This window comes from Streptomyces deccanensis (genome assembly GCF_022385335.1).
Lineage (GTDB): Bacteria > Actinomycetota > Actinomycetes > Streptomycetales > Streptomycetaceae > Streptomyces > Streptomyces deccanensis.
This window is the reverse complement of sequence record NZ_CP092431.1, coordinates 679,878-700,972: the sequence shown is the minus strand read 5'-3', so window position 1 is coordinate 700,972 and position 21,095 is coordinate 679,878. Positions and strand designations below refer to the sequence as shown.

General features: G+C 72.2%; 20 protein-coding genes and 1 riboswitch. Of the genes, 10 read left to right on the top strand and 10 right to left on the bottom strand.

Annotation, left to right across the window (positions count from 1 at the left end; translation table 11 throughout):
- Positions 1-222 precede the first annotated feature (222 nt).
- Positions 223-1,539, top strand: coding sequence for a phytase (locus L3078_RS03180; protein ID WP_420864031.1), 1,317 nt, complete (start codon positions 223-225; stop codon positions 1,537-1,539).
- A gap of 8 nt (positions 1,540-1,547) precedes the next feature.
- Here L3078_RS03180 and L3078_RS03175 read toward each other — a convergent pair whose 3' ends face one another.
- The 4 genes from L3078_RS03175 to L3078_RS03160 all read right to left on the bottom strand — a co-directional run bounded on the left by L3078_RS03175 (position 1,548) and on the right by L3078_RS03160 (position 6,219).
- Positions 1,548-2,252, bottom strand: a complete 705-nt coding sequence (locus L3078_RS03175; RefSeq protein ID WP_239750531.1) for a FadR/GntR family transcriptional regulator — start codon at positions 2,250-2,252, stop codon at positions 1,548-1,550.
- Positions 2,253-2,274: 22 nt separating this feature from the next.
- Entirely contained in the window at positions 2,275-3,315 is a 1,041-nt protein-coding gene (locus L3078_RS03170) for an ABC transporter permease (protein WP_239750529.1), read from the bottom strand.
- Between the two features lie 2 nt (positions 3,316-3,317).
- Positions 3,318-5,015, bottom strand: a complete 1,698-nt coding sequence (locus L3078_RS03165) for a sugar ABC transporter ATP-binding protein (RefSeq protein WP_239750527.1) — start codon at positions 5,013-5,015, stop codon at positions 3,318-3,320.
- 151 nt (positions 5,016-5,166) lie between these two features.
- Positions 5,167-6,219, bottom strand: coding sequence for a sugar ABC transporter substrate-binding protein (locus tag L3078_RS03160; protein WP_239750525.1), 1,053 nt, complete (start codon positions 6,217-6,219; stop codon positions 5,167-5,169).
- 432 nt (positions 6,220-6,651) lie between these two features.
- Between L3078_RS03160 and L3078_RS03155 the strand changes: the two genes are divergently transcribed.
- The 6 genes from L3078_RS03155 to L3078_RS03130 are packed head-to-tail and all read left to right on the top strand — an operon-like array spanning position 6,652 to position 11,788.
- Entirely contained in the window at positions 6,652-7,503 is an 852-nt protein-coding gene (locus L3078_RS03155) for a fumarylacetoacetate hydrolase family protein (protein WP_239750522.1), read from the top strand.
- An 11-nt stretch (positions 7,504-7,514) separates the two neighbouring features.
- A complete protein-coding gene (locus L3078_RS03150) occupies positions 7,515-8,852 on the top strand; it encodes an L-fuconate dehydratase (protein WP_239750520.1) in 1,338 nt (445 codons plus the stop codon).
- A complete protein-coding gene (locus tag L3078_RS03145) occupies positions 8,849-9,616 on the top strand; it encodes an SDR family NAD(P)-dependent oxidoreductase (protein ID WP_239750518.1) in 768 nt (255 codons plus the stop codon). Before L3078_RS03150 ends, L3078_RS03145 begins: the two co-directional genes overlap by 4 nt.
- Positions 9,613-10,611, top strand: a complete 999-nt coding sequence (locus L3078_RS03140) for an aldo/keto reductase (RefSeq protein WP_239750516.1) — start codon at positions 9,613-9,615, stop codon at positions 10,609-10,611. The genes L3078_RS03145 and L3078_RS03140 overlap by 4 nt, the downstream gene beginning before the upstream one ends.
- Entirely contained in the window at positions 10,608-10,919 is a 312-nt protein-coding gene (locus L3078_RS03135) for an L-rhamnose mutarotase (RefSeq protein WP_239750515.1), read from the top strand. The genes L3078_RS03140 and L3078_RS03135 overlap by 4 nt, the downstream gene beginning before the upstream one ends.
- The gene (locus L3078_RS03130) at positions 10,916-11,788 is read left to right on the top strand and encodes an amidohydrolase family protein (protein WP_239750514.1); all 873 of its coding nucleotides are present in this window, start codon (positions 10,916-10,918) and stop codon (positions 11,786-11,788) included. Before L3078_RS03135 ends, L3078_RS03130 begins: the two co-directional genes overlap by 4 nt.
- Here L3078_RS03130 and L3078_RS03125 read toward each other — a convergent pair.
- From L3078_RS03125 to L3078_RS03110, 4 genes are read right to left on the bottom strand one after another with little or no spacing between them, the layout of a single operon-like run.
- A complete protein-coding gene (locus L3078_RS03125) occupies positions 11,770-12,651 on the bottom strand; it encodes an energy-coupling factor ABC transporter ATP-binding protein (protein WP_239750513.1) in 882 nt (293 codons plus the stop codon). The genes L3078_RS03130 and L3078_RS03125 overlap by 19 nt on opposite strands.
- Positions 12,648-13,397 (bottom strand): cobalt ECF transporter T component CbiQ, encoded by a 750-nt coding sequence (gene cbiQ / locus L3078_RS03120; protein WP_239750512.1) that lies wholly within the window; start codon positions 13,395-13,397, stop codon positions 12,648-12,650. Before cbiQ ends, L3078_RS03125 begins: the two co-directional genes overlap by 4 nt.
- A gap of 5 nt (positions 13,398-13,402) precedes the next feature.
- Positions 13,403-13,876, bottom strand: a complete 474-nt coding sequence (locus L3078_RS03115; RefSeq protein ID WP_239750511.1) for an energy-coupling factor ABC transporter substrate-binding protein — start codon at positions 13,874-13,876, stop codon at positions 13,403-13,405.
- On the bottom strand, positions 13,873-14,592 hold the full coding sequence (locus L3078_RS03110; protein WP_239750509.1) for an energy-coupling factor ABC transporter permease: 720 nt from the start codon (positions 14,590-14,592) through the stop codon (positions 13,873-13,875). Before L3078_RS03110 ends, L3078_RS03115 begins: the two co-directional genes overlap by 4 nt.
- 30 nt (positions 14,593-14,622) lie before the next feature.
- A riboswitch (cobalamin riboswitch) is annotated at positions 14,623-14,805 on the bottom strand.
- Positions 14,806-15,027: 222 nt separating this feature from the next.
- On the opposite strand from L3078_RS03110, the gene nicT reads away from it, so the two are divergent.
- Positions 15,028-16,152, top strand: a complete 1,125-nt coding sequence (gene nicT, locus L3078_RS03105; protein ID WP_420864030.1) for a Nickel transporter NicT — start codon at positions 15,028-15,030, stop codon at positions 16,150-16,152.
- Here nicT and L3078_RS03100 read toward each other — a convergent pair.
- Positions 16,149-17,489, bottom strand: coding sequence for an MFS transporter (locus L3078_RS03100; RefSeq protein ID WP_239750508.1), 1,341 nt, complete (start codon positions 17,487-17,489; stop codon positions 16,149-16,151). The genes nicT and L3078_RS03100 overlap by 4 nt on opposite strands.
- A gap of 123 nt (positions 17,490-17,612) precedes the next feature.
- Here L3078_RS03100 and L3078_RS03095 point away from each other — a divergent pair, with 123 nt between their 5' ends.
- Both L3078_RS03095 and L3078_RS03090 read left to right on the top strand, forming a co-directional pair.
- Positions 17,613-17,972 (top strand): ArsR/SmtB family transcription factor, encoded by a 360-nt coding sequence (locus L3078_RS03095; protein WP_239750507.1) that lies wholly within the window; start codon positions 17,613-17,615, stop codon positions 17,970-17,972.
- Between the two features lie 105 nt (positions 17,973-18,077).
- Positions 18,078-18,983 carry an endonuclease/exonuclease/phosphatase family protein gene (locus L3078_RS03090; RefSeq protein WP_420864158.1) on the top strand — a complete coding sequence of 302 codons (906 nt, stop codon included), beginning with the start codon at positions 18,078-18,080 and terminating at the stop codon, positions 18,981-18,983.
- On the opposite strand, the gene L3078_RS03085 is transcribed toward L3078_RS03090, so the two are convergent.
- On the bottom strand, positions 18,970-21,075 hold the full coding sequence (locus L3078_RS03085; RefSeq protein ID WP_239750505.1) for a glycoside hydrolase family 43 protein: 2,106 nt from the start codon (positions 21,073-21,075) through the stop codon (positions 18,970-18,972). The two genes, L3078_RS03090 and L3078_RS03085, sit on opposite strands and share 14 nt — an antisense overlap.
- Between the last annotated feature and the right edge of the window lie 20 nt (positions 21,076-21,095).

Here is a 21,095-nt window from a genome sequence, read left to right as displayed (position 1 = left end):
GGGCGACGGCAGGGCGAACTTCGGCCGAACCGGGGGTGTTTCACCGCGATGGCATGGACAGCTCACGTCCGTCTGCGCGCAAGCTTCTCTCCGCACCATCGACACGGCCCGACCATCGACATGGCCGATCCACCGAGATGGCCCGACCCATCGAGATGGCGGGACCATCGACATGGCCTCCCACCCACGACGGCAGTCACGACGGTAAGGAAGCGAACGCCTGTGAGAACGCCCCGCACTGCTCGAAGAGTCGCCCTTCTCGCCTCGGGAACCGCCCTGACCACGTTCCTCGCGGCCTCGCCCGCCGGAGCGGGCACGGCCGCCCTCCCGACGGTGACCGCGACGAGCGAGTCGGCCGCGCTGTACGACGACGAGCCCGGCGGCAACGCCGACGCCGACGACCCGGCGATCTGGCGGAACCCCGCCGACCCGGACCGCAGCCTCGTCGTCGCCACCGCGAAGGAGGGCGGCCTGCGCGTCTACGACCTGGACGCCCGCCTCGTGCAGTCCCTGGCGGCGCCGAAGCCGCCGGCGCAGGACGACGCGCCGGGCCGCTACAACAACGTCGACCTCGTCACCGGGCTGCGCACCTCCGCGGGCCGGGCCGATGTGGTCGTGGTCAGCGACCGGGGCAACGACCGGCTGCGGATCTACCGGATCGACCCCGCCCGCCCGAACGGCCCGCTGACCGACATCACGGACCCGGCCGCCGCCCCCGTGTTCTCCGCCGACCAGACCGAGATCAACGACCAGCGCACCGCGTACGGCCTCGCCACCTGGACGGACCGGTCCACCGGCCGGTCCTACGCCCTGGTCAGCCGGCGCGAACGCACCCGGCTCGCCCTCCTCGAACTCCTCCCGGCGGCGGGCGGCACGGTCGGCTACCGCAAGATCCGCACCCTCGACCTGCCCGCCACCTTCCGGCTGCCCGACGGCACCCGCTGGAGCCCCTGCGGCGAACCCGGTGAACTGCCGCAGGTCGAGGGCATGGTCGTCGACCCCGCCACCGGCACCCTCTACGCCGGTCAGGAGGACATCGGCATCTGGCGCCTGCGCGCCGACCTCACCGGAAAGCCGGTCCTGATCGACAGGACGAGGGAGTACGGCGTCCCCGGCACCTACGACGAGGAGACCGAGGAGTGCGTGCCGGGCGCCGACCCCGGCTACGGCGGGAAGCGGCTCTCGGCCGACGTCGAGGGACTGACGATCTATCAGGAGCGGGACGGGGACGGCTACTTGCTCGCCTCCAGTCAGGGCGACGACACCTTCGCCCTGTACGACCGCGAGGTGAGCGAGGGCAACGAGTACGAGGGCGGCTTCCGTGTCGGGGCGGCGTCGGACACCCTCGACGGCGTCGAGGAGTGCGACGGCGCGGCCGTCCTCAACGCCCCGCTGGGGCGCCGCTATCCGCGCGGTCTGCTCGTCGTCCAGGACGGCCACGAGACGCCCGAGGTCCCGGACGGCGAGGGCGTCACGCGCACGGCGACCGGCTTCAAGTTCGTGGACCTCGGCGAACTGGCGGACGCCACCGACCTGTAGGGCGACGCTCAGTCCTCGGCCGTGCCGAGGGGATCCTCCTCGTCCAGCCCGTTCGCCATCCACTGCTCCACGGCGGCGACATGGACCGTCGCCGCCGACACCGCCAGGGCGGCGTCACGGGACCGCAGGGCGCGGAGGATCTCCTCGTGCTCGCGGTGGGCGTGCTCCACGGCCCGCTCGGTGCGGGAGCCCCGGACGATCCGGGCCCGCTGGGTGCGGGTGGAGAGCACCCGCAGCAGCATCGACAGCACCGGGTTGCCCACCGCCTCGACGATCCGCAGATGGAACGCGATGTCGTGGCCGACGAACTCCTCGACCGTGGCGGCCGACCGCGACCGCTGAAGGATCAGGCCCAGCTCGTCGAGGTCGTCGGCGGTGAGCAGGGCGGCGGCCGCCCCGGTCGCCTGGGGTTCGAGCAGCCGCCGTACCTGGAGCAGTTGCAGGGCCGTCTGCCCCTGGGAGACGTCCGAGGCGAAGGAGAGCGACTCCAGCAGCAGATGCGGCTCCAGACTCGACACGTACGTACCGTCGCCCTGCCGGGTGACCAGGATCCGCATCGCGGTCAGCGCCCGTACCGCCTCCCGCAGCGAACTGCGGGACAGGCCGAGCTGGGCGGCGAGGATCTCCTCCTTGGGGAGGCGGGAGCCGGGCGCCAGCTCCCCGGCCACGATCATCGCCTTGATCTTGTCCATCGCCTCGTCGGTGAGTGCCACGAGGTGCCTCCCTGTACCCGGACTACTCCTGCTTCTCGCCGGAGGCGAAGCGGGAGATGATCAGTGCGACGATGATGATCGCGCCGTTGAGGAACTGGTTCCACAGGGGCGGCACGCCCGCCAAGGTCATGACGTTGACGACGAGTTGCAGGGTCAGCACACCGGTGAGGGCGCCGAAGATGGAGCCCTTGCCGCCGTTGAGGCTGACCCCGCCGATGACGGTCGCGGCGAAGACCTGGAAGATCCAGCCGCTGCCCTGGGTGGCGGAGATCGAGCCGTAGTGGCCGCTGTAGAGGATGCCGGCGAACGCGGCGAGCACGCTGCCGAGGATGAGGACGATCCACACGATCCGGTCGACACGGATGCCGGCGGTGCGGGCCGCCTCGGCGTTGCCGCCGATCGCGTACAGCGCCCGGCCGTGCCGCAGCCAGGCCAGCGCGCTGCCGCCGATCGCGAAGAGCACCACGCAGACCCAGATGGCGGCGGGCACGCCCAGCCAGGACGCCTTGCCCAGGTAGGTGAAGGAGGACGGCAGCTCCACGATGGACTGCCCCTCGGAGAGGGCGACCTGGAGGCCGCGCAGCATGGTCAGCATGCCGAGGGTGACGATGAAGCCGTTGAGGCGCAGCTTGAGGATGAGGAAGCCGTTGACGGCGCCGATCACGACGCCGACCAGGAGGCAGAGCGGTACGGCCGTCCACTCGGGGAAGATGCCGAGGCCGGTGAAGCGGGCGCCGCTGGTGGGCAGCACCAGCCAGACGGCGATGACGGGCGCCACGCCGATCGTGGACTCCAGCGACAGGTCCATGCGACCGCAGATCAGGATCAGCGCGGTGGCGAGGACCAGCAGGCTCAGCTCGGTGGACTGCTGGGCCACGCCGATGAGGTTGTCGGCGGTCAGGAAGGCCGGCGAGACGATGAACCCGATCAGGCCCAGGACCAGGATGGCCGGGACCAGGGACAGTTCACGGAAGCGACCGAGGTCGAGCCCGCGGCGGGTGTCTCCGGAGGTCTCCCGCGCCACGCTCGTGGCGGGATCGGTGACATCAGTGGTGGCGGACATGACTACCTTCCGTGCTCTTCGTCGGTCTCGGAGGTGGGATCGGCGGGGGCAGGACCGCCGGAGGGTGGAGCAGCCGGGGACGGGGCGCGGTCGCCGGAGGCGGGGGCGGCAGGGACGTGGCCGGCGGCTTCGGAGCCCTCCGCCCGGTCGGCCACGCCCTCCATGGCGGCGACCACGTGCTCGTCCTGCCAGCCGCGGTCGAACTCGGCGACGGCCCGCCCGTGGAACATCACCACGAGCCGGTCGCACACCTTCAGGTCGTCCAGCTCGTCCGAGACGATCAGCGCGGCCTTCCCGCCGTCGGCGACCTGCCGGATGCGGCGCAGCAGGAACTCCTTGGACTTGACGTCCACCCCGTTGGTGGGACGGATGGCCACCAGCACCTGGGGGTCGGTGGCCAGGGCGCGGGCGACGACGACCTTCTGCTGGTTGCCGCCGGAGAGCGCCGACACGGGCGTGGCGGCGCCCGGGGTCTTGATGTCGAGGTCCCGGATCATGCGCTGGGCGAAGCTCCGGGTCCGGGCGGGCAGGACGGTGCCGTAGGGGCCGAGCTGGTCGGTGACGGTGAGCGTCGCGTTCTCCGCCACGCTGCGGTTGTTCACCAGGCCCTGGAGGTGCCGGTCCTCCGGGACCAGCCCGACGCCGACGGCCAGCGCGGACGGCACGCTGCCGCCGCGCACCCGCCGGCCGCCGACCGAGATCGTGCCCTGCTCGGGGCGGTGCAGCCCGGCGACGGTCTCACCCACCCGCACATTGCCGCTGGCGGCCGCGCCGGCCAGGCCGACGACCTCGCCCGCCCGCACCGTGAGCGACAGGTCCTCGCAGGCGCCGGGCAGGGTGAGACCCTCGACCGTGAGGAGTTCGGGGGCGTCGGCCCGCACCGGGGGGCGGTTCTCGACGGCGGCCGCCGCCGTGCGGGTGGTCTCGCCGGTCATGGCCTCCACCAGTGCCTGGTGGCCGAGCTCGGCGACCGGCGCGGTCAGGATGTGGGCGGCGTCGCGGTAGACCGTGACGGTCGTGCAGAGGTCGTACACCTCTTGCAGATGGTGGGAGATGAAGAGGAAGGCGACGCCCTGCCGCTGGAGGTCGCGGAGCTTGGCGAAGAGCCGGTCGATGCCACGGGCGTCGAGCTTGGCGGTCGGCTCGTCGAGGATGATGAACCGCGCGCCGAACGACAGCGCCCGGGCGATCTCGACGAACTGCCGCTGCTCGACGGTGAGGTCCCTCGCCCGTGCGTCGGCCTTGACGTCCACGCCGTAGCCGGCGAGCAGTTCCTCGGCGCGGGCGCGCAGTCGCTTCCAGCGGATGGGCCGCGTCGCGCCGTCGCTCTGCCGGTTCAGGAAGAGGTTCTCGGCGACGGTCAGATCCTGGATGATCGTGGACTTCTGGTAGACGCAGGCGACCCTGGAGCGCCAGGCGTCGATGTCCCCGACGGCGGGCGCGGGCCCGCCGGAGAAGCGCAGGGTGCCGGTGTCGGGCCGCTGGAGGCCGGTGAGGATGGACACCAGCGTGGACTTGCCGGCGCCGTTGCGTCCGACGAGCGCGTGCGACTCGCCCGGTGTGATGGTGATCCGGGCGTCGCGCAGCGCGACGGTGGCGCCGAACCTCTTGCTGATGCCGGTGGCCTCGGCCACCGGGGCGTCGCTCCCGGCGGCGGGGTGGCCGCCGCCGGTCGCCGCGGCGGTCGCGGTGTCCGCCATGGTGGATACCGTCCTTCGTGGGGTGGATACGAGGGGGTGGGGGCGGGGAACCGGCGGAGGGACGGGCCGCGCCCCTCCGCCGGTCGTCGGCCGAGCCGGTGCCGCCGGTCCCGGCCGAGCCGGTGCCGCCGGCCGTCGGCCGTGTCCGTGGCTAGCCGACGTTGTTGCCCCACAGGGTCTTGTCGTCCACGTTGTCCTTGGTCACCAGCGGGGCGGGCAGCTGGTCCTCCAGGCCGTTCGGGATCTCGATGATCGTGGAGTCGTGGTCGGTCTTGCCCGGCTTGAACGTCTTGCCCTCGGCCGCGGCCTTGGCGTAGTACAGCGCGTACTTGGCGTACAGGTCGGCGGGCTGGGAGACGGTGGCGTCGATCTGGCCCTTGCGGATGGCGTCGAACTCCTGCGGGATGCCGTCGTTGGAGATGATCGAGATGTGGCCCTTCTCGCCGGCCGGCTTCAGCAGACCCTTCTGCTCCAGCAGCGCCAGGGTGGGCTGGAGGAAGACACCGCCGGCCTGCATGTAGATGCCGTTGAGGTCGGGGTGCTGGGCGAGCAGGCTCTGCAGCTTGGCGGAGGCCACGTCGCCCTTCCAGTCCGTGGGCAGCTCGAAGACCTTGATCTTGGGGAACTTCGTCTTCATGCACTCGGCGAAGGCCTCGGAGCGGTCACGGCCGTTGATCGAGTCCAGCGCGCCCTGCAGCTCGGCGACCTTGCCCTTGCCGCCCAGCTGCTCACCCAGGAACTCGCACGCCTTGGTGCCGTAGGCCCGGTTGTCGGCGCGCACGACCATGTAGACGTCGCCCTTGTCGGGGCGGGTGTCGACGCTGACGACGGGGATCTTCTTCGACGCGAGGGTGTCGAGGGTGGAGGCGATGGCGCCGGTGTCCTGCGGGGCCATGACGACGGCCTTGGCGCCCGTGTTCTGGAACACCTGGACGTTGGCGACCAGCTTGGTGACGTCGTTCTGCGAGTTGCTCAGCGGCAGCGCGTTGACGTCCTCGGACTTGATGTCCTTCTTCAGGTACTCCGCGTAGGAGTTCCAGAAGTCCGAGTCGGAACGGGGCAGGTCGATCCCGATGGCGGGCTCGTCACCACCCGAGCCGGCGGACGCGGAGGAGCCGTCGCGGTTGCACGCGGTGGCGAGGGACAGGACCGCGAGGACAGCGGTGGCCGCCGCGGCGGTGGAGCGGATGCGAGCGAGCTTCATGGCCGGGTTCTCCTTAGCCAGGACAGGGAGGCCGCCCTCCGGGACACGCGGGCGCGGGCCGACGGAGGGGAGGCGTAGAGGGGGCAACCGGTGAACGAGCAGCGGAGTCTGAAGGGCCACTACCTCGCTGGGGGGCGGGTGGAGCGATTCCTCCGATGTATCTCGGACGTCGAGGACGTTACGACGGCATTGCCCGGGATGACAAGAGGTCGTTCGCGAGGAATTCGACAGTCCGCGCTTGGGGCGGCGCGGGGTACGGTCGGCGCTCCGTTCGAGACGAAATCGTACATGCCGGATCTGTGAGCTGCGGAGAGCCTGGGATCGAGTAAATACATCCGAGGAATACGTTGTCAGGGCGCCGAACTGCCCCTAAAGTCGCGGTGCGCCAGTCCTCCGATGAATGAATGAACCCATGGCAAGGGAGCTGCCCCAGTGAAACTGCTACGCGTCGGCGCCCGGGGAGAGGAGCGGCCCGCCGTCCGAACCGACGACGGCAAGCTGCTCGATCTGTCCTCCGTGGCCTCCGACATCGACGGCGCCTTCCTCGCCTCGGGGGGAGTCGACCGGGCCCGCGCGGCCGTCGAGTCCGGCGCCCTGCCCGAGCTCGAGACCGACGGTCTGCGCGTCGGCGCCCCCGTGGCCCGCCCCGGCAAAATCATCTGCGTCGGGCTCAACTACCGCGACCACGCCGCCGAGACCGGCGCCGCGATCCCGCCCCGCCCCGTGGTCTTCATGAAGGACCCGAGCACGGTCGTGGGCCCGTACGACGAGGTGCTGATTCCGCGCGGCTCGGTCAAGACCGACTGGGAGGTCGAGCTGGGCGTCGTCATCGGACGGCGGGCCCGCTACCTGGAAGGCCCCGAGGAGGCCGCCGAGGTGATCGCCGGGTACGTGGTCAGCCACGACGTCTCCGAGCGCGAGTTCCAGCTGGAGTACTCCTCGCAGTGGGACCTCGGCAAGTCCTGCGAGACCTTCAACCCGATGGGACCCTGGCTGGTCACCGCCGACGAGGTCGGCGACCCGCAGGACCTCGGGCTGCACCTGAGCGTCAACGGCGTGAAGCGGCAGGACGGCCGCACCAGCGACATGATCTTCCCGGTCGACCACATCGTGGCGTACCTCAGCCGGTACATGGTCCTGGAGCCCGGCGACGTGATCAACACCGGGACGCCCGCCGGCGTCGCCCTGGGCCTGCCCGGTACGCCCTACCTCCGCCCCGGTGACACCGTCGAGCTCTCGATCGACGGGCTCGGAGGCCAGCGCCAGACCTTCGGCCAAGCGTGAAAGGCACCCTCGTGACTGCAACCCCCGCCCGGATCACCGCGGTCGACACCTATGACGTCCGGTTCCCCACCTCGCGGGAGCTGGACGGGTCGGACGCCATGAACCCGGACCCCGACTACTCCGCCGCCTACGTCGTGCTGCGCACCGACGCCGGCGACGGGCTCGAAGGCCACGGCTTCACCTTCACCATCGGCCGCGGCAACGACGTCCAGGTCGCCGCCATCGGCGCCCTGCGGCCCCACCTCGTCGGCCGCTCGGCCGAGGAGCTGTGCGCGGACCCCGGCTCCGTCAACCGCGACCTGATCGGCGACAGTCAGCTGCGCTGGCTCGGCCCCGAGAAGGGCGTGATGCACATGGCCATCGGCGCCGTCGTCAACGCCGTCTGGGACCTGGCCGCCAAGCGCGCCGGGCAGCCCCTGTGGCGACTGCTCGCCCACGCCGACCCCGAGTGGCTGGTCTCCCAGGTCGACTTCCGCTACATCGCCGACGCCCTCACCCCCGAGGACGCCCTGCGGCTGCTGCGCGAGGGCCGCGCCGGACTCGCCGAGCGCGAGAACCGGCTGCTGGAGCGCGGCTACCCCGGCTACACGACCTCACCGGGCTGGCTCGGCTACTCCGACGAGAAGCTCACCCGGCTGGCCAAGCAGGCCGTCGCCGACGGCTTCACCCAGATCAAGCTGAAGGTCGGCGCCGACCTCGACGACGACGTCCGCCGGATGCGCACCGCCCGCGCCGCCGTCGGCGACGGCATCCGCATCGCCATCGACGCCAACCAGCGCTGGAACATCGACGAGGCCATCCAGTGGACCCGGGCCCTCGCCGAGTACGACCCGTACTGGATCGAGGAGCCCACCAGCCCCGACGACATCCTCGGCCACGCCGCCGTCCGCCGGGGCGTCGCCCCGGTCAAGGTCGCCACCGGCGAACACGTCCAGAACCGCATCGTCTTCAAACAGCTCCTCCAGGCCGAAGCCCTCGACGTCCTCCAGATCGACGCGGCCCGCGTCGGCGGCGTCAACGAGAACCTCGCGATCCTGCTGCTCGCCGCCAAGTTCGGCGTCCCGGTCTGCCCGCACGCCGGCGGCGTCGGTCTCTGCGAACTGGTCCAGCACCTGTCGATGTTCGACTACCTCGCCCTCTCCGGCACCACCGACGACCGCGTGATCGAGTACGTCGACCACCTCCACCAGCACTTCCTCGCACCCGTGGTGATGCGCGACGGCCACTACGTCGCCCCCCTGACCCCCGGTTTCTCCGCCACCATGCACCCGGAGTCGCTCGCCGAATACCGTTACCCGGACGGCGCGTTCTGGGTCGCCGACCTCGCTGGACGGGAGGATGTCGCATGACCGGGCAGACAGGTGAGCTGACGGGGCTCCGCGCGATCGTCACCGGGGGAGCGTCCGGGATCGGGCTGGCCACCGCCCGGCTGCTGGCCGCACGCGGCGCCTCCGTGGCCGCCCTCGACCTCGACCCGGCCGGGGCCTCGGCGCCCCTGCTCGGCCTCAAGGCCGATGTCACCGACGACGCCTCCGTACGGGAGGGCGTCGCGGAGGCCGCCCGACGGCTCGGCGGCATCGACATCCTCGTCAACAACGCCGGCATCGGCGCGCAGGGCACCGTCGAGGACAACCCCGACGAGCAGTGGCACCGCGTCCTGGACGTCAACGTCCTCGGCATGGTCCGCACCAGCCGCGCGGCCCTGCCCCACCTGCGCGCGTCCTCCCACGCGAGCATCGTCAACACCTGCTCCATCGCCGCCACCGCCGGCCTGCCGCAGCGCGCCCTGTACTCCGCCAGCAAGGGAGCCGTTCTCTCCCTGACCCTCGCCATGGCCGCCGACCACGTCCGCGAGGGCATCCGGGTCAACTGCGTCAACCCCGGGACCGCCGACACCCCGTGGGTCGCCCGGCTCCTCGACGCCGCCGACGACCCCGAGGCCGAACGCGCCGCCCTCAACGCCCGCCAGCCCATGGGCCGACTGGTCACCGCCGACGAGGTCGCCGCCGCCATCGCCTACCTCGCGAGCCCCGCCGCGGCCTCCGTCACCGGCACCGCCCTCGCCGTCGACGGCGGAATGCAGGGCCTGCGGCTCCGCCCGGCGGGCTCATGAGGACCAGCACCCTCGGCCGCACCGAGGTCCGCGTCACCGAACTCGCCTACGGCGCCGCCGGCATCGGCAACCTCTTCCGCCCGGTGACCGACGAGGAGGCCGCCGCCGCCATCGACGCCGCCTGGGACGCCGGGATCCGCACCTTCGACACCGCGCCCCACTACGGCCTCGGCCTCTCCGAACGCCGCCTCGGCGCCGCGCTCCGGGACCGCCCCCGGGAGTCGTACACGGTCTCCACCAAGGTCGGCCGGCTGCTGGTGGAGAACGGGACCACGGAGGGCGACGACCTCGCCGACGGCTTCGCCGTCCCCGCGACCCACCGCCGCGTCTGGGACTTCACCGCCGACGGGGTCCTGCGCTCGCTGGAAGCCAGCCTGGCACGGCTCGGCCTGGACCGGGTGGACGTGGTCCTCCTCCACGACCCCGACGACCACGTCGAGCAGGCCCTGCGCGAGGCCTACCCGGCACTGGAACGGCTGCGCGCCGAAGGGGTCGTGGGCGCCATCGGCGTCGGCATGAACCAGTGCGCCGCACCGACCCGCTTCCTGCGCGAGACCGACATCGACGTGGTGCTGCTCGCCGGCCGATACACCCTCCTCGAACAGGAGGGGCTGGAGGAACTGCTGCCCGAGGCCACCGCCCGGGGACGCAGCGTGCTGATCGGCGGCGTCTTCAACTCCGGTCTGCTGATCGACCCGAAGCCGGGCGCCACGTACGACTACGCCCCCGCGCCGGCGCCCGTGCTCGACCGCGCCCTGCGGCTGCGGACTGTCACCGAACGCCACGGTGTACCGCTGCGCGCGGCGGCCCTGGCGTTCCCCTCCGCCCACCCGGCGGTCGCGGCCGTGCTGACGGGCGCCCGCTCGGCGGCGGAGGTGCGCGACACGGTCGACCTGCTGAGCCGCCCGATCCCGGCCGCGCTCTGGGACGACCTGCGCGCCGAGGGGCTGCTGAGCCCGAACATCCCCGTCCCGCAGCCGAAGGAGCCGTCGTGAGGGTCGCCCTGCACACCAAGGTCCGCGCCGACCGCGTGGCGGAGTACGAGGCCGCCCACCGCGAGGTCCCCGGGGAACTGACCGCCGCCATCCGCGCCGCCGGGGTGAGCGAGTGGACGATCTGGCGCAGCGGCACCGACCTCTTCCACCTGCTGGAGGTCGAGGACTACCCGGCGATGATTGCCGAACTGGAGAAACTGCCGGTCAACATCGCCTGGCAGGCCCGGATGGCCGAACTCCTCGACGTCGTCCACGACTACTCGGCCGAGGGCTCCGACGCCGGCCTGCCCGTGGTGTGGCACCTGTGACCGGCACCGACGACGCCGATGCCTGGACCGTCGACGCCCACCACCACGTCTGGGACCTCTCCGTCCGCGACCAGGACTGGATCACCGGCCCCGAACTCGCCCCGCTGCGCCGTGACTTCACCCTCCGCGAGCTGGAGTCCGCCGCGAGCGCCGCCCGTGTCACCGCCTCGGTCCTGGTCCAGACGATCACCGTGCCCGAGGAGACCCCCGAGTTCCTGGCCCTCGCCGCCGGCAGTGACGTGGTCGCCGGTGTCGTCGGCTGGACCGACCTCACCTCTCCCGCCGTCGCCGACACCCTGGCCGCACTGCGCGAAGGCCCCGGCGGGGAGTACCTGGTGGGCATCCGCCACCAGGTGCAGGGTGAACCCGACCCCCGGTGGCTGACCCGCCCCGACGTGCTGCGGGGCCTCGCCGCGGTCGCCGACGCGGGGCTCGTCTACGACCTGCTGGTCAAGCCCCACCAGCTGCCGGCCGCCGTGGAGGCGGCGGCCCGCCTCCCCCAACTCACCTTCGTCCTCGACCACGTGGGAAAACCGCCCATCGCCTCCGGTGAACTGCAGCCGTGGGCGGGGGAGATCCGGCGGCTGGCGGCCCTGCCGAACACCGTGTGCAAGCTCTCCGGCCTGGTCACGGAGGCCGACTGGCGCTCCTGGCGGGTCGAGGACCTCGTCCCGTACGCCGACACCGTGCTCGACGCCTTCGGTCCCGAGCGGCTGATGTACGGCTCCGACTGGCCGGTCTGCCGACTCGCCTCCGACTACGCCGAAGTCCTGGACGTGGCACACGCGTTGACGTCCGGACTCGGCGAGGCCGAACACCGGGAGGTCTTCGCGGGCACCGCCGTCCGGGTCTACGGTCTGCGGATCTGAGGCTGCGGCAGGCACGGCGCCGGCCCGGCGTCGGACCCCGCCAGGGCCGCCAGCTCGTCCGGTGTGCGCGGCCCGGTCTCCTCCTCGGCCAACAGCCCCTGTCCGCGCAGGAGTCGAGCGACGGCGACCCCCCAGGGAAGCCGAAGCCCCGCCTGGGTGAGGAGATCCGTGCGGGCGAGCATCTCGGCCACCGGGCCGGTGCGCGCGCCGGACGGGGTGAGCAGCGCCGCGTCGTCGGCCCAGCGCAGCGCGAGGTCGACGTCGTGGGTGGCCATCACGACGGTGGTGCCGGACCGGCGCAGCTCGTCCAGGGTGGCGAGGAGGCGCTCCTGCCCGTCGGGGTCGAGCCCGGCGGTCGGCTCGTCGAGGATCAGGACCCGGGGACGCATCGCGACGGCCCCGGCGATGGCGGTCCGCTTGCGCTGGCCGTAGGAGAGCAGATGGGTGGGCCGGTCGGCGAGGGCGGTGATGCCGAGCGCGCCGAGCGCCTCGTCGACCCGGGCCCGCACCTGTGCGTCGGACAGCCCGAGGTTGAGCGGGCCGAACGACACGTCCTGCGCGACGGAGGCCGCGAAGAGCTGGTCGTCCGGGTCCTGCACGACCAGTTGGACCGTCGTCCGCAGCCGGGTGAGACCCTTGCGGTCGTACGTCACCGGGTGCCCCTCGACCGTCAACTCGCCCGTACGGGGCCGCAGTCCGCCGCTGAGCAGTCGCATCAGCGTGGTCTTTCCGCTGCCGTTGCGGCCGAGCAGGGCGAGGGCGCGCCCCTCGCGCACGTCGAAGTCGAGGTCGTTGAGCACGGTCGGTCCGTCCTCGTACGCGAACGAGGCGCCCCGCAGGGCGACGAGCACGGGCTCGCTCATGTCAGCGGCCTTTCCAGGACGAGGGTGAGGGCGGCCACGGCCGCGAGGAGCACGACACTGGCCGCGGTGAAGCGCACGGACACCCGGGCCTCGGGCACCAGGACCCGCAGGGTGCCGTCGTACCCGCGTCCGGCGAGCCCGGTCTGCAGCCGGGCCGCCCGGTCGAAGGCCCGGACGAACGCGGTGGCGCCGAGCCCGGCGAGGGAACGCCAGGTGGCGGCCCGGGTGGTGTGCCCCAGCCGGGCCGCCTGCGCCTCCCGGATCCGGCGCACGGAGTCCAGGAGCAGAAAGCTCATCCGGTACGTGACCAGGGCCACGTCCACGACCGGCGCGGGCACCCCGGCCCGCACCAGCCGGGGCAGCAGGTCCGACATGGGGGTGGTGAAGGCGAACAGGAGGACGCCGAGGGAGGCGGCCGAGGTGCGCAGCAGCAGCTCCGCCGCGCGGACCGGTCCGCCGTCGGCGGGGGTGAGGAACCCGTCCGGACCGCCCACCTGGACGAGCAGCGGCAGCGCGCCGGTCACACAGAAGCCCAACGGCACCCGGTAGGCCCGCCACAGCCGACGGCCGGGCACGCCCGCGGGGCCCAGCAGCACCACGAGCGCGGTCAGCAGGACCAGGGCCGCGCCGGGCCAGGGGGGCAGGGAGATCGCGAGCACGGTGAGGCCGAGCCCGAGCACGGCCTTGTCCACGGGATGGCGGCGGCGCCAGCGACTGCTGTGCGCCGCCACGTCGATCGGCAGCACCCGGGTCAGCCCCGCCCGGCGGGGGACTCCCCGGAGCCACCGGCCGAGCCGTCGTCGCCGGACGCCGTCGCCGTGGAGGCCGCGACCGCCGCGTTCGCGGGCGTCGTCGTGACCGCCGCGTCCAACGGCCGCGCCGGGGCCGTGTCGGCGGCCTCAGACGCGTCCAGCAGGGCCCGGGCCCGGGCCTCGCCCTGGCGCCGGCCCCGGTGGATGCCGAAGTAGTAGGCGAGGACGCCCGCGCCGAGGGCGGCCTGGAGGGCGAAGAGCGCCGACTCGATCTCACCGGACGGCGGTTCGTAGAGGGGGGAGAACCACGGCTCGTAGTCCGGCTCGATCTCCGTGATCGCCGTCTCCGCCTCGGCGTCGGCGCCCGTGAAGGGCTCCTCCTTGTGGTCGCCGAGACCGAGGGCCAGCGGCAGGACGGCGAGCGCGGCCACGGCGAGCAGCAGCAGCGCGTTGATCTTCGTGTTCCGCTTCATCGGGCCACCGCCTCGGTCTCGTTCTCCGTCCCGGTCCCTACGCGGTTCCGCCGGTCGGTCAGGAGCACGCCGAGCCGGGTGAGTTCGCCCTTGCTCGACTGCACCAGCAGACGCATCACCAGCACCGTGAGCAGCCCCTCGCTGACCGCGAGCGGGATCTGGGTGACGGCGAAGATGGAGCCGAACTTGCCGAGCGCGCCCAGGAAGCCGCTGCTCGGGTCGGGGAACGCGAGCGCCAACTGCACGCTGGTGACGCAGTAGGTGACCAGGTCGGCGAAGAACGCGCCGAAGAACACGGTCACCATCAGCGGCACGTCGAAGCGTCGCAGCAGCCGGTAGACGCCGTACCCTGCCCAGGGCCCGACGATCGCCATCGAGAAGACGTTGGCGCCGAGCGTGGTCAGACCGCCGTGTGCGAGCAGCAGGGCCTGGAAGAGCAGGGTGATGGTGCCGAGGACCGCCATGATCGGCGGCCGGAACAGGATGGCACCGAGTCCGGTGCCGGTGGGGTGGGAACAACTCCCGGTGACGGACGGGAGCTTCAGCGCGGACAGGACGAACGTGAAGGCCCCGGAGGCGCCGAGCAGCAGTGTGCTCTCGGGGTGTTCCCTGACTTCACGGGTGAGTGCCCTGACTCCGTGGACGACGAACGGCGCGGACGCGACGCCCCAGGCGATCGCGTGCGCCGGAGGAAGGAAACCCTCGGCTATGTGCATGGCTCAGCAGACCCTCTCCAGCACCTCGTGGATGGTTGACGCGCCTTGGCCGGTCTCCTGGCTTACGGGTGACACCGCCCGTGCTCCGCCTTCCCGGGTCCGAAGACCCAGTGGCTGTCCGTGAGGACCGGAGCCGGACTTCCCGATCACAGTGGCGAGGGCCGCACCGGCATCACACCGGATTTCCCGTTCACCAAGGCGTGGTGACAGTAATGCCCGCATAAGGACGCTGACAAGCGGAGGCGAGGGGCGCGCGGGCGCCGTGCGACAGCTCACACCCCGGCTCACACTCCGGCGTACGCCCCACGTCACGCCAAGAGCCCCCACCTGACCGAAAACAGACGGGAGCTTTACTGCGACAAAGTTGCAGCTGCCAAATGGGCGCACAAGGCTGAGGGGGCCCGACCGCCCGCACGAAGAGAAGGCCCACGCCCCATGGCTCCTGGTACCGACACCGCCCCCTCGGCCACCCCCGGGACGGGCGGGTTCTCATGGCGGCGGATCCGCGCCTCGATGTCGCGCAAGGAGTGGGCGAGCCTGGGCGGGATGGCCGGATTCATCCTGGCGCTGCACCTCGTCGGCTGGTTCACCCTGGTGGTGATCGTCGCCCCCGAGCACTACAGCGTCGGCAGCAAGACCTTCGGTATCGGTATGGGTGTCACCGCCTACACCCTGGGCATGCGGCACGCCTTCGACGCCGACCACATCGCCGCCATCGACAACACCACCCGCAAACTGAGGGGGGAGGGGCAACGCCCCCTGTCGGTCGGCTTCTGGTTCTCCCTCGGCCACTCGTCGATCGTGCTCGTCCTCACCTTCCTCCTCACCCTCGGCGTCAAGGCGCTCGCCGGACCGGTCCGCGACGACGGCTCCGCGCTGCACGACGTGTCCGGCTGGATCGGCACCACCGTCTCCGGGACGTTCCTGTACGTGATCGGCGTCGTCAACCTGGTGATCATGGTGGGGATCTGGAAGGTGTTCCGCGAGATGCGCTCGGGAACCTTCGACGAGGCCGCGCTGGAGGAACGGCTGAACAGCCGGGGCCTGATGAACCGGCTCCTCGGACGGTTGATGCGGTCCCTCACCAAGCCCTGGCAGATGTACCCCGTCGGCATGCTCTTCGGCCTCGGCTTCGACACGGCGACGGAGGTCGCGCTGCTGGTGCTCGCCGGCTCGGGCGCCGCCTCCGGACTGCCCTGGTACGCGATCCTGTGTCTGCCCGTCCTGTTCGCCGCCGGGATGTCCCTCCTCGACACCGTGGACGGCACGTTCATGAACTTCGCCTACGGCTGGGCGTTCTCCCGGCCGGTCCGCAAGGTCTACTACAACCTCGTGATCACGGGTCTGTCCGTGGCCGTCGCCCTCGTCATCGGCACGGTCGAACTCCTCGGCCTGGTCGCCGAGAAGGCCCGTCTGCACGGCGCCTTCTGGGACGACGTCTCCGGCCTCGACCTCAACACCGTCGGCTATGTCGTCGTCGGCCTCTTCTTCGCGACCTGGGCGGTCGCCCTGCTGGTCTGGCGGTTCGCGCGGATCGAGGAGAAATGGACCACGCCCTAGGCATGCAGCCCGTCCGCGAGGTGGCCGTGGCTGTGCCGCCAGCCGGTCGGGACGCGCCGGGCTCCCACCAGATGGGGGTGACCGAAGGGGAGGTCGGCGTGCACATGGGCCGCGGGCGCGTCGGCCGTCGACCCCGCCGGCCACAGCCGTACGGCCAGCAGCGCCGCGCCGAGGGCGAGCGAACCCAGGGCGAGCACCGCCCAGTTCAGCCCGGCCGCCGCCCCCAGCCACCCGGCCAGCGGATACGTCAGCAGCCAGCAGCCGTGCGAGAGGGAGAACTGCGCGGCGAACGCGGCCGTCCGCGCACCGGGCTCCACCGAGCGGCGGACGAGCCGCCCGGCCGGAGTGAGCACCGCCGAGCACGCGGCCCCGAACGCGGCCCAGAGCACCAGCAGCCCGAGCAGCCGCCAACTCCCGCCCTGCGCGCCCGTGACGGCCCCGAGCCCGGCGAAGACGACGGCCAGCGACAGCGCGCCCGGCAGCATCACGGCCCGGTCCGGCACCTTGTCCAGCACCCGGGGCAGCACCAGCGCCACGGTCATCGACCCCGCCCCGTAGGCCCCGAGCGCCAGCGCCACGGCGCCCGCCGACAGGCCCAGCACATCGCGGACGTAGACGACGGAGTTCACCGTCACCATCGCCCCGGCCGCCGCGACCGCGAGGTTCAGCGCGAGCAGGGCCCGCAGCTCGGGCACGCCCAGGAAGAGGCGCGTGCCGGCGGTGGCCCTGGCGTACGCGCCGCCCGTGCGCGGGGTGGTGACGGCGGCCCGCTCGGGCAGGGCGGTGGAGACGACCAGGGCGGCCGAGGCGAGGAAACCGAGGACCGTGCCGCCGAACAGGCCGTCGTAGGTCGTCACGGACAACAGCGCGGCCGCGAGGGCGGGGGAGAAGAGGCTCTCCAGGTCGTAGGCGAGCCGGGACATCGACAGGGCCCGCGTGTAGTCGCGTTCCTCGGGCAGCACGTCGGGGATCACGGCCTGGAACGTGGGCGTGAACACGGCCGACGCGGACTGCAACAGGAACACCAGGACGTAGACCTGCCACACCTCGCCGACGAACGGCAGTGACACGGCGATCCCCGCGCGCAGCAGGTCCGCCGTCACCATGAGCGCCCGGCGCGGCAGCCGGTCGGCGACCGCGCCGACGACCGGGGCGATCACCACGTACGCCACCATCTTGATCGCGAGGGCCATGCCGAGGACGGACCCGGCGTCGGCGCCCGCTAGGTCGTACGCCAGCAGCCCGAGCGCGACGGTCGCGAGCCCGGTGCCCACCAGGGCGACCACCTGAGAGGTGAAGAGCCGCCGGTAGGCGCGGTGACGCAGGACGTCGAGCATGTGCGGGGCTCCCCTCGGCGTGGCGCCACGGTCGGTCCGACCGAGTGTAGCCATCATGTGCGCACCTGCGCACATGATGGCCGGAAAGGCGTCCTCCCCGGCCGGAGCGCCTACCCTGGGCGCATGCCTGAACGCCATGCCGTGTCATCTGCGTCCGGTGCGCATCTGCGCGCCCCCGACAGCGCGCGGCTCACCGAGGCGACCGGAGTGTTCGCGATGCTCTCCGACGTGACGCGGCTGCATCTGCTGTGGCTGCTCGCGCAGGGCGAGTCGGACGTCGGCTCCCTGGCCGACCGCTGCGAGGCGTCCCGCACGGCCGTCAGCCAGCACCTGGCGAAGCTGCGGCTCGCCGGGCTCGTGGACACCCGCCGCGAAGGGCGTCACATCCACTACAGCCTCGCCGACGGGCATCTCAAGCGCCTGGTCGTGGAGGCGCTCAGCCACGCCGACCACCGGGTCAGCGGCCAGGCACCGCACGACTGAGGGACGCCCCATGACCGCCGAGGATCCGCCGTCCCGCCTCCGGCACCGGGGGCGGCCCGCCCGGAAGGTGAGCGCGTGAGGCCGGACCGCCCCGCTGTCGGCCGGCTGAGCGCCGTGGTGGCCGTGCCGACCGCCGGGCTCATGCTGTTCCCCCGCGCCATCCCCAACTCCGTGGGCCGGCTGGGCAGTCTGCTGGAGGCGTTCCTGCCCTGGCTCGGCCTGGTGGCCGTGGTCCTGCTCGCCGTGGGCCTGCTGCACCGCTCGGCCGTCGCGCTGCTGGCCCTCCTGCTGCCGGTGGCGGCCTGGACGTACACCTTCGGCGGGCTGCTGCTGCCCGGGGCACGGCCCGGCCCGAACGAGCTGGTCGTGGTGCAGCACAACGTCAGCGACGAGAACGCCGACCCGGCGGGCACCGCCCGCGCCCTCGCCGACGCCGGGCCCGACCTCATCGCGCTGGAGGAACTGGTGCCCACGGCACTGCCGGTCTACGAGCGGACCCTCGCCCCCGAGTACCCGCACCACGCGGTCCGGGGCACCGTCGGACTCTGGTCGCGGCACCCGCTCACCGGCGCCCGCGCGCTGGACATCAAGCCCGAGGGGATCGAGGAGGACTGGAGGCGGGGGCTCAGGACCTCGGTCCGCACCCCGCACGGCGACCTCGCGGTGTACGTCGCCCACCTGCCGTCCGTCCGCGTCGGGGCGGGCGGACTCGCGTCGCGGTGGCGTGACGAGAGCGCCGGCCTGCTGGGCCGGGCCGTCGCCGCCGAGCCGCGGAACCCGGTGATCCTGCTGGGCGACCTCAACGGCACGGTCGACGACCGGGGTCTCGCGCCGCTCACCACACGGATGAACGTGGCGGAGCGCGGGTTCGCCTTCAGCTACCCCGCCGCCTTCCCGCTCACCCGGATCGACCAGGTCATGGCCCGCTCGGCGACCGTCGCCGACATCCGCGCCCTGCCCGCCACCGGCAGCGACCACCTGCCGGTCGCCGCCCGGATCACCCTGGGCTGACCACCGGACCGATGGACTCCAGCGTCGGCACGACCTCCTCGATCGAGCCGTCCGCCGCGAACACCAGGCGGTCCAGGGTGGATTCACGGCGGACGCCGTCACCGCGCGGGGTGCCGGGGCCCGGTATCGCGAACCGGTGGTAGCAGATGAACCAGTCGTCGGTCCCGGGGACGTTCACCACCGTGTGGTGGCCGGTGGCGAGGATCCCGTACTCCGGGCGCTTGCGCAGGATCACCCCCTTCTCGGTCCACGGGCCGAGCGGGGTGGGACCGGTGGCGTAGGCGACGCGGTAGTCCTCGCTGCGAGTGTCGTCCTCCGACCACATGAAGTAGTAGACGCCCCGCCGCTTGACGACGAAGGCGCCCTCGCGGAAGTTCCCCGGGGTGAACCGCCGTACCCGCGCCGGGTCGAAGGACACCATGTCCGCGTCGAGCGGGACGCCGTACGCCTCGGTGTTGCCCCAGTAGAGATACGTGGTGCCGTCGTCGTCCCGGAAGACGGCCGGGTCGATCATCTGGCCCGCGTAGTCGTCGCGGGCGATGAGCGGTCGGCCCAGGGCGTCCCGGAAGGGGCCGGTCGGGCTGTCGGCGACGGCCACACCGATCTGCTGGTCGGCGCAGAAGTAGAAGTAGTATGACCCGTCGCGCTCCCCGGCGGCCGGCGCCCAGGCGTGGCGGTCCGCCCAGCTCACGTCCGACTCCAGGTCGAGGACGACGCCGTGGTTCTCCCAGGTGACCAGGTCGTCGGAGGAGAACACCTCGAACCGGGTGCCGCCCCAGCCCTCGAAGCCGTCCGTCGTCGGATAGACGTAGTAACGGCCGTGGAACTCCTGGATGTTGGGGTCGGCGTACAGGCCCGGCAGCAACGGGCTGCGCATCGCCACCGCCTCCACCGTCCAGGCGCGGGCGGTCCCGTCGGCCGCTGTGACGGTGTAGCTCCGCGGGGTGCGGAAATCGAGCGGGGTGCCCGACGCGGGCTCGATCCGGGAGCCCGCCGACAGGTCGAACTCCGGGGCGAGGGAGCCGAGTTCGGTGTCCGGGTGCACAGGCAGGACGACCCTCGACGCGGCGTCGTCGACGAGCGTGTACGCCTTCAGGCCCTCCGGTAGGCGTGCGTCGACGACGGACGCGGGTGGCGCGAACCCGGCGAGGAGATGCTCGTACTCGGCCCGCGTCACCGGCAGCACCGAGCCGTGCCGCGCGCCGGGCGGCAGCGCGAACTCCGCACACGGCGTCCACTCCCCGGAGTCCAGGTCGGTGGTCTCGAAGGGCACATAGCCGCGCCCGCTGAACTCGTCGACGAACAGATACCACCTGCGGTCGTCCGCGTTCGACCTGAAGACGATCGGCCCCTCGCCCTGCTCGACGGCCCCGAGACCGATCCGGTCGGCCACGAACTCGTACGCGGTGTCGCGCAGTTCCTTCGACTTCTCCACCGTGATGAACTTGCCGCCGGGTGCGGCGGGGGAGTTGCCGCGCTCGTCCTTGGTGAAGCGGTAGTAGGTGCCGTCGTGCCGGACGACGGTCGAGTCGATGACCGAGTGGCCGGGGTCGTTCCACACGCGGGGCTCGCTGAAGACGCGGAAGTCGCGGGTGGTCGCGTACAGCATCCTGTTGTGCGTGTCGGCGGTGTGCTCCGGGTCGTCCTCCGCGTACAGCTTCGACGCCCAGAAGACGACGAACGCGCCGAGCTCCGGGTCGTAACAGGCTTCGGGCGCCCAGACGTTGCCGGCCGTGACGGGGGCGACGCGCACCAGTCGGCGGTCGGTCCAGCGCACCAGATCGGTGCTCTCCCAGACCATGAGCGAGGTGGATCCGGTGCGCTGCACCCGGTCCCAGTCGCCGTCCGGCTCGCCGTGCATCCGGAGGTCGGTGGCGATCAGATAGAACCGGTCGCCCTCGGGCGCGCGCACAAGGAACGGATCGCGCAGTCCGCCCGTCCCGAGGTCCGAGGTGAGCACCGGCGCGCCGCCGTTCAGCTCACGCCAGCGCAACGGGTCGTCACCCCGGCTGAGCGCGAAACGGATCCGCTCACCGTCCGGGCTGCCCTCGCCGGTGAAGTAGACGAAGACGTATCCGGCGTATTCCTGCAAGCCGACCTCCAGCGCTGCGA